The sequence below is a fragment of the Acidovorax cavernicola genome, from assembly GCF_003581445.1.
Genome location: NZ_QXMN01000059.1, coordinates 22,378 through 30,105 on the forward strand (window position 1 = coordinate 22,378; position 7,728 = coordinate 30,105).

Annotated in this window: 9 protein-coding genes; 1 reads left to right on the forward strand and 8 read right to left on the reverse strand. The window is 70.8% G+C overall.

What is annotated here, in order from left to right; genetic code table 11:
- Nucleotides 1-13 precede the first annotated feature (13 nt).
- Complete coding sequence (locus D3H34_RS28640) at nucleotides 14-982, reverse strand: Bug family tripartite tricarboxylate transporter substrate binding protein (RefSeq protein ID WP_119557944.1); 969 nt, start codon at nucleotides 980-982, stop codon at nucleotides 14-16.
- Nucleotides 979-2,184, reverse strand: coding sequence for a pyridoxal-phosphate dependent enzyme (locus D3H34_RS28645; RefSeq protein WP_119557945.1), 1,206 nt, complete (start codon nucleotides 2,182-2,184; stop codon nucleotides 979-981). Before D3H34_RS28645 ends, D3H34_RS28640 begins: the two co-directional genes overlap by 4 nt.
- 68 nt (nucleotides 2,185-2,252) lie before the next feature.
- On the opposite strand from D3H34_RS28645, the gene D3H34_RS28650 reads away from it, so the two are divergent.
- Nucleotides 2,253-3,194 carry a LysR family transcriptional regulator gene (locus D3H34_RS28650; protein ID WP_119557946.1) on the forward strand — a complete coding sequence of 314 codons (942 nt, stop codon included), beginning with the start codon at nucleotides 2,253-2,255 and terminating at the stop codon, nucleotides 3,192-3,194.
- A 31-nt stretch (nucleotides 3,195-3,225) separates the two neighbouring features.
- Here the strand turns inward: D3H34_RS28650 and D3H34_RS28655 are convergent, their stop codons facing one another.
- From D3H34_RS28655 to D3H34_RS28680, 6 genes are read right to left on the reverse strand one after another with little or no spacing between them, the layout of a single operon-like run.
- A complete protein-coding gene (locus D3H34_RS28655; RefSeq protein WP_119557947.1) occupies nucleotides 3,226-3,969 on the reverse strand; it encodes a sulfite exporter TauE/SafE family protein in 744 nt (247 codons plus the stop codon).
- Between the two features lie 10 nt (nucleotides 3,970-3,979).
- The gene (locus D3H34_RS28660) at nucleotides 3,980-4,570 is read right to left on the reverse strand and encodes a malonic semialdehyde reductase (protein ID WP_119557948.1); all 591 of its coding nucleotides are present in this window, start codon (nucleotides 4,568-4,570) and stop codon (nucleotides 3,980-3,982) included.
- Complete coding sequence (locus D3H34_RS28665; RefSeq protein WP_119557949.1) at nucleotides 4,567-5,409, reverse strand: alpha/beta hydrolase; 843 nt, start codon at nucleotides 5,407-5,409, stop codon at nucleotides 4,567-4,569. The genes D3H34_RS28660 and D3H34_RS28665 overlap by 4 nt, the downstream gene beginning before the upstream one ends.
- 6 nt (nucleotides 5,410-5,415) lie before the next feature.
- Nucleotides 5,416-6,309 (reverse strand): 4-hydroxy-tetrahydrodipicolinate synthase, encoded by an 894-nt coding sequence (gene dapA / locus D3H34_RS28670; protein ID WP_119557950.1) that lies wholly within the window; start codon nucleotides 6,307-6,309, stop codon nucleotides 5,416-5,418.
- Nucleotides 6,310-6,348: 39 nt separating this feature from the next.
- Nucleotides 6,349-7,155 (reverse strand): ABC transporter ATP-binding protein, encoded by an 807-nt coding sequence (locus D3H34_RS28675; protein WP_286186384.1) that lies wholly within the window; start codon nucleotides 7,153-7,155, stop codon nucleotides 6,349-6,351.
- Complete coding sequence (locus D3H34_RS28680; RefSeq protein ID WP_119557951.1) at nucleotides 7,152-7,553, reverse strand: VOC family protein; 402 nt, start codon at nucleotides 7,551-7,553, stop codon at nucleotides 7,152-7,154. Before D3H34_RS28680 ends, D3H34_RS28675 begins: the two co-directional genes overlap by 4 nt.
- Nucleotides 7,554-7,728: the final 175 nt, after the last annotated feature.

Consider the following 7,728-nt stretch of genomic DNA (forward strand, 5'->3'; position numbering starts at 1 on the left):
TTCGCCGATGGGCCTATTCCGCCTTCAGGCCGAGGCTGTGCGCGACGGCACCCCAGCGTCGAACTTCGCCCTGCATGAACGCGGCCAACTCGGATCGCGACGATGAAAAGCGCAGCACGATGCCCAGCGACGAGAGCTTGTCCTTCGCCCCGGGCTGGGCCATGACCGCCGACACCTGGCCGCGCAGCTTCTCCAGCATGTCCGCGTTGGCCTGCGCCGGCGCCACCAGGGCCCACCACTGGTCGATCTCCATGTCGCGCACGCCGAGTTCCTTCAGCGTGGGCACGTTCGCCAGCATGGGCACGCGGCTCGCGGACGTGACGGCAAGGGCGCGCAGCTTGCCGGACTGGTACAGCGCCGCACCGGCTGCCAGGGACGCGAAGTGCCCGGCGACGATGCCGCCGGCGACATCCACCAGCGCCGGCGCGGAGCCCTTGTAGGGCACGAGGGTGAATTTCGATCCGCTTCGCGCGGCGAGCAGTTCGGAAGACAGGTGGCTCACGGTGCCGGCGCCGCTGTGGGCCAGCGCGAGCGGCGGCTCGCTCCTGGCGCGTGCCACGAAGCTTGCGAAGTCGGTGGGCGCCGCGGCATCGGCACTGGTGAAGAGAACGAGCGGCGTCGCGCCCAGCAGCGTGACGGGTGCGAAGTCGCGCAGGAGGTCATAGGGAAGCTTCGCCGTCACCGCGGGTGCGATGGCGTGCGGCAGCTCCACGATCAGCAGGCTGTTGCCGTCGGGGGGCGCCTTGGCGACGGAATCGGTGCCGATCTGCCCGGCCGCACCCGGCTTGTTGTCGACGAGCACGGTGCGACCCATGGTTTCCGACAGCCGCTGCGCCAGCACGCGTGCGATGGCGTCGGTGCTGCCGCCCGGCGCCCAGGGCACCACGATCCTGATCGGAACGGCTTGGGCGCTTGCCTGGCCCGCGAGGCCGGCGGCAACGAGCGCAAGGACGGCTTGGCGTCGTGTGGGATGCAGCGTCATGCGGGGACTCCGTGGGACGGTTGGAACAAGGCAGGGGTGGCGGCCGGGTCCGGCCATGCGGGGTCGCGCGAGGCATTGGCGGTCAGCACGAGGCAGACGTGCGAGGACGGGGCGATGCGCTGCGTGGCGACCAGTTCGCGTGCGGCCGCCAGGGTCGCGGCCGCGCAAAGCTCGGGCTGGCTGTCCACGGCTTGCCAGCTGACCCTGGCCCGCCGGGCCGTCGCGTCGTCGATCGCGACCGCGCCACCGCCTGTGGCCGTGGCGGCCTGGTGCTGCAGCCAGGTGGTGGTGGCGCCGGCGGTCGAGAACTGGGCGGTCTGGCCGGGGTGGGAGGCGTGCAGCGAAGCTCCGTTCAAGACCAAGGAGAGACGGGGAAACGGCTCCACGGCCCACAGCTGCGGCATGGCCCGGATGCGTCCCGCGGCGTGAAGCTCCGACAGGCCGCGGTAGATCCCCCAGAGCAGGTCGCCGCGTGCCGTCGGCACCACGATGTGGTCCGGCAACGCGTCCCAGGCCGCCATCTCGACTGCGATCGTCTTGTAGCCCTCGAGGGCGAGCGGTGCGCCGCCCAAGGCGGGCAGGTGGTAGTTGGTCAACGGCAGCACGCCCTTGTCTTCGGCGCGGCGGGCCACGTGGTCCCAGCGTCCCTGGTTGTCCGTGAAGACGAAGCGCACAGCCCCCTGCGCTTCCAGCGCTTCGACATAGGAGTGCGGCATGTCGGCGTAGGTCGCGACTTCGCAGCGCAGGCCGGCTGCGCGCGCGTAGACCGCCGCGGAGAGGGCCGCGTTGCCGCTGGAGGCCAGCACCAGCGTGTCAGCGCCGGCCAGCAGCGCGTGCGCCACGCCGAAGGCCGACATGCGGTCCTTGTGCGAGCCCGAGGGATTGCGGCTTTCGTCGTGCACCGTGACCTGTGCGACGCCGAGGGCTTCGGCGAACGCCGGCAGCGAGCGCGAGGTCCCGGCCTGTGTCTGCTGCGCGAAGCCGAGAAAGGGCAGCGAGACACCGGGACCCGGAGGGCCCGCGTACGACGCGGCCAGGCTCACGTGGCGACCGGCCGCGGCGCACTTCGGGCAGCCATCGTGGCGCAGCGAAACGGGATAAAGCGTTCCGCACGAGAGGCAACGAAGCCCCTCGAGTGCGGGGTTCCAGCGCAGCCCGCTGCGATGCGCGGGTTGCAAGTCTTGGGGGGCGGGAAAAGGCATGCGGGCAGTCTAGGCAGCGCACACCAGCGCGGCCAGCCAGCGGGCCTTAGGGTATATAAGTTGGCCTTATGACTCGTCAGACCCCATCCGCCGTAGCCCCCGCGCCCGACTGGACACCGACGTTGCGCCAGCTCGAAGTGCTACGGGCCGTGGTGCAACTCGGCTCGCTGAGCCGGGCGGCGGAGGCCCTGCACGTCAGCCAGCCGTCGGTGACGCAGACGCTGTCGCAACTGCAGCGCGAGTGCGGTGTCGAGCTGCTCACCAGGCGTCATGGCCGCGTCGCCGCGACGGCGGCCGCGCAGGCCTTGGTGGGTGACATCGACGAGGTGTTCGGCGCCATGGAGCGCGTCGGCGCGCGCCTGGACGCCTTGCGATCGCCGGCGAAGGGCGAGCTGACGGTGGCCTGCCTCCACGCGCTGGCCACCGCGGTGCTGCCGGAAGCGGTGGGACAGTTCAGGCAGAGCTTTCCGACGATCCGCCTCACCCTGATGGTGGAGAGTTCACGCACCATTCGCGACGCGCTGCTGGCGGGGAAGGCGGACTTCGCCGTGCTCAGCGACGAGGTCGATCTGGCAGGGCTGACGGCCTCGAGCTTCTACGAGGTGCCCGCCGTGTGCGCCATGCCGGTCAGCCATCGCCTGGCGCGGCGGGCGGTTCTGGTGCCCGCCGATCTTGCGGGCGAAGCCGTCATTGCGCTGTCTCCGCCGGCCCCCGCACACGCCGAGATGATGCGCAGCTTCGTCGAGGCCGGCGTGCCGTGGCAGCCCGCGATCAACACGCCCTACAGCCTCACGCAATGCGAACTGGCGCTGGCCGGCGCGGGCATCGCGATCACGAATCCCATCGTGGCGCACAAGTTCCACAACCAGGGCCTGGTCAGCGTGCCTTTCGAACCGGCGCTCGTGTTCCGTGCCTGCCTGGCTTTCGGGACGCGCTATCGCGCCAGCCGCGCGAGCCAGGCCTTCATCGGGCTGCTGCGCTCGAACACCTTCAAGCGCGTCGGGGTGTGAGCGGGTTGGACCCTCGCAACCCGACGGGCCTTCACGACGAGCGCAGAAAGAACAGCAGGCTCATCGTCAGCCCCGTGGCGACGATGCCCGCGCGCAGCCAGGCCGGCGGCAGACGCCGCGCGCCGCGTGCGCCGAGGTAGCCGCCGAGCAGCGCGGCACCGGCCATGATCGCGGCCTCGCGCCAGGCGATGAGGCCGCCCCAGGCATAGAGCGCGACCGCGATCAGCGTGAGCAGCGCCGACACCTGGTTCTTGAGCCCGTTGGCCGCCAGCAGGCTGGTCTGCCCGAGCAGGCCGAACAGCGCGAGCAGCAGGATGCCCAGCCCGCCGTTGAAGTAGCCGCCATAGATGGTGACGGCGAGCACCGAGACCATCGCGACCATCGGACTGCGCGCGCCCGCCTGCCGCGAGGCCGTGAGGCGCGGTGCCAGCACGAAGAGCACGGTGGCGAGCAGCAGCAGCCAGGGCACGACGCGGCGGAAGGTGGCGTCGGGCGTCAGCAGGAGCAGCAGGGCGCCGGTGCTGCCGCCGATCAGCGAGAGCACCACGAGCGCCCGCGTGGACAGCCCCGGCGGCGGTTGGGTGTCGCCGCGAAACCCCCAGGCCGCCGACAGGTAGCCGGGCAGCAGCGCCAGTGTGCCCGTGGCGTTGGCGCTCACGGCCGGCACGCCCGCGAACACCAGCGCCGGCAGCGTCAGGAAGCTGCCGCCGCCGGCCACCGCGTTCAGGGTGCCCGCCACGAAGGCTGCGGCGATCAACGTCGCATCGACAAGCATCGTGCGACCCTCAGGCGAAGCGGCAGGCTTCTTCGAACGCGAGCCTCGGGTGACGGTCGAACAGCTTGGCCGGGTCGCCGTGGCCGAGGTTGCACAGGAAGTTGGTGCGCACCGAGGTGCCATGCCAGAAGGTCTGGTCCATGCCGTCCGCGTCGAAGCCCGACATCGGTCCGCAGTCCAGCCCGATGGCCCGCGCCGCGAGCATGAAGTAGGCCGCCTGCAGGCTCGCGTTGCGGAAGGCCGTGCGCAGCGCATGCGCTTCCTTCTCGGGGCCGGTGAAGTCGTCCTGCATCGACGGCCGGTGCGGAAAGAGCCGCGGCAGCTCGCGGTAGAAGGCCGTGTCGAAGCCGAGGATCGCGGTGACCGGCGCCGTCATCGTCTTCTCGACGTTGCCGGGCGAGAGCAGGGGCCGCAGGCGCTCGCGACCTTCGTCGGTGCGCACGAAGACCACGCGCATCGGCGAGCAGTTGGCCGAGGTCGGGCCCCATTTCACGAGGTCGTGGATCTGGCGCAGCTGCGCTTCGCTGACCGGGCGCGGCAGCCAGCCGTTGTGCGAGCGGGCCTGGCGGAAAAGGGTGTCGAGGGCGCTGTCTGGAATCATGGGGAACGTGGAAGGTCGAAGGACTGCATCAGCCGCAACGTCGCCGTCGCGATCGCGCCGTCGGCGCGCGTCAGTTCGTCGAGGATCGAAAAGTGATCGTGACCCGGGCACTCGGTGTGGCCCGCATGAACGTCGCGCCAGTGCAGGCGGATGGTGTCGCATTGTTCGCGGAAGCCGGGATTCTCGTGGCTGCCCAGGGCGGTGAGCAGTCGCGTACCGGTCAGCGGGCGCCACAGGGCCGGGCTCAGCGCCGCCGCGCTGCGCGGCGTGAAGCGCGTGGCGTCCATCACCGAAGGCACGTCGAGCAGCGGGCGCAGGTCGTACAGCGCGCTGATGCATGTCGCCGCCGCCACCACCGGCTCGGTCGCCAGCAGCATCGCCGCCAGGTGCCCGCCGGCCGAATGCCCGCAGGCGAACAGGCGCGCGGGCGGGGCGTCCCATTGCGCGCGGTGCGCCCCGAGCCATGCGGCCGCACGGCGCACCTGCGCGACGATGGTCTCCACGTCCACCGCCGGGCACAGCGCGTAGTTGACGACCGCGACCGCGTAGCCGGCCGCGGTGAAGGGCGGCGCGACCAGCGAGGCGTCCGACTTGTCGAGCGAGCGCCAGTAGCCGCCGTGGATGTACATCAGCGTGCCGCGCGGGCGGCCTTCGGGCAGGAACAGGTCGAGGCGCTCGGCCGCGTGCGGCCCGTAGGCGATGTCGAGCCGCGCGCGGGCGCCCTCGCGCACCGCCGCGGACGCACGCGCCCAGCCGTCGAAGATGTCCTGGTAGTGCGGGACGGCCAGGCGCGCGTTGTAGCGGCGCTCGCCGTCGCCGTCCGTGGGGTTCGGCGACATCGCGGGCTACGCGCTGGCGCCGATGCGCTCGACCACGGCCCGCAGGTCGGCGCGCACCTTCTCCGGCAGCGCGGCGACCGGTGGGCGCGTCGGCCCGGCGCTGCGGCCCGCGAGCGTCATCGCTTCCTTGATGACGACCGGGAACGAGCCCCAGGCCCAGGCCGCGCGCAGCGGCGCGAACACGTTCGACAGGCGCAGCGCCTCGTCGTGGCGGCCCGCGCGCAGCGCGTCGTACATGCGCACCATCAGTTCGGGGAACACGTTGGCGGCGGGCGAGATCGTGCCCTGCGCGCCGTGGAACATCATCGACAGCGCGATGGTGTCGCGGCCCGAGAACAGCAGCGCGGGACGCGGCGCGGTCAGCAGGTACTCGATGGACTGCGTGAGGTCGCCGCCCGAGTCCTTCATGCCCACGATGTTGTCGGCCGCCTGCATGCAGCGCGCGAGCGTGGCGGGCAGCACGTTGACGGCGGTGCGCGGCGGGTTGTTGTAGAGCATCACCGGCAGCTTCGTCGCGCGCGCCACGGCGGTGTAGTGCGCGACCAGCTCGTCCTGCGTGGGCTGCACGAAGTACGGCGTGATCACCAGCGCGAGGTCGGCGCCCATGGCTTCGGCGGCCTGCGTGAGCGCGATGGCGTCGCGCGTGGTGGCGCCGCCGGTGCCGGCATACAGCGGCACGCGGCCGTCGATGGCGCGCATCGACAGCTCCAGCAGGCGGATGTGCTCGTCGCGTTCGAGGGCGAAGAACTCGCCCTGGCTGCCGGCGACCGAGATGCCGTGCACGCCGGCGCGGATGTAGCTGTCGATCAGCTCGCCCACGCGGGCTTCGTCGAGCCGGTGGTCGGCGGTGAAGGGCGTGGCCATCGCGGGCACGACGCCGTGGAATTTCGAGAGGTTCAAGGGAACTCCGGGAAAGTGAATGGAAGGCGACGGGCGGCGTCAGTCGACGCCCATCAGCTGGCCGAGCTGGACCACGTAGTGGCCGAAGGCGGCGGCCTCCTTGGTGGCGCGCGGATCGCGCGGGCGCGGCAGGTCGATGCGGATGTCCTCGACGATGCGGCCGGGCCGCTCGGACATCACGAGCACGCGGTCCGAGAGAAAGACTGCCTCCGAGATGCTGTGCGTGATGAGGATCACCGTCTGGCGCATCTCCTGCCACAGGCGCAGCAGCTCGACGTTGAGCTGGTCGCGCGTGAGCGCGTCCAGCGCGCCGAAGGGCTCGTCCAGCAGCAGCACCTGGGGCCGCATCACGAGCATCTGCCCGAGTGCCGCGCGCTGGCGCATGCCGCCCGAGAGTTCGTGCGGATGGTGGTGGCGGAACTTCTCCAGCTTCAGGATCGGCAGCAGCGCTTCCACGCGTTCGTCGATCTCCTTCTTCGGCATCTTGCGCACCTCGGCCGCCAGGCGGATGTTGGCCTCCACCGTCTCCCAGGGCAGCATGTTGTGGGTCTGGAAGACCACGCCCACGTCGTCGGACATCTGCGTCTGCGAATGGCCGAGCACGCGCACGTCGCCGCCGGCGTCGGGCTGGATCAGCCCGGCCACCATGCGCAGCAGCGTGCTCTTGCCGCAGCCGCTCGGCCCGAGGATCGAGACGAACTCGCCGCGCGACACGGTGAAGTCCACCTGCTCCAGCGCGCGCACGCTGGCGCGCGTGTCGAAGGTCTTGGCGACGCGGCTGACGCTGACCGCGGCGTCCAGGCCGTGCACGGGCGACTCGCCGGTGGCCACGGTCCCAGGCTTCACTTGCGGGCTCCCACCCAGCCGCCTTCGGAGATGTCGAAGACCACGCCGTCGAGGTCGCGGAATTTCATCTCGTAGTACAGGCTCTTCTTGTCGTGCGGCAGGTCCATGAAGAAGGTGCCGCCGTTGTCCTCGATGGTCTTGCGCTGGGCTTCGAGGTCGTCGCACCAGAAGCCGAAGTGGTGCGTGCCGATCCAGTCCTTGCCGCGCTCCAGGCCCGCGGCCTCGTCGGTCTTGTAGTTCAGCAGCGCCAGGCAGATGGTGCCGTCGGTGAGGTACACGCCGTCGGCGATGGGCGAGTGCGTGGGCTCGACGATGGTGAGGTCGAACACCTCGCTGTAGAACTTGGCCGCCTTGTGGGGATCGGGAACGGCGAGGGCAATGTGACGCAGCTTGGCCATGGGGATGTCTCCTGAGTTTGAAATCGATGAAAAGGCGAAAAGGCGAAGGGGGAAAAGCGAAAGAGGGATGGGACGGGGCTCAGAGCCCGCGCCACCACACGCGCCGGGCGGCCAGCTCGACCAGCAGGTACAGCAGGCCGGCGACCACCGCGATCCCCACCAGCGCGGCGAAGGG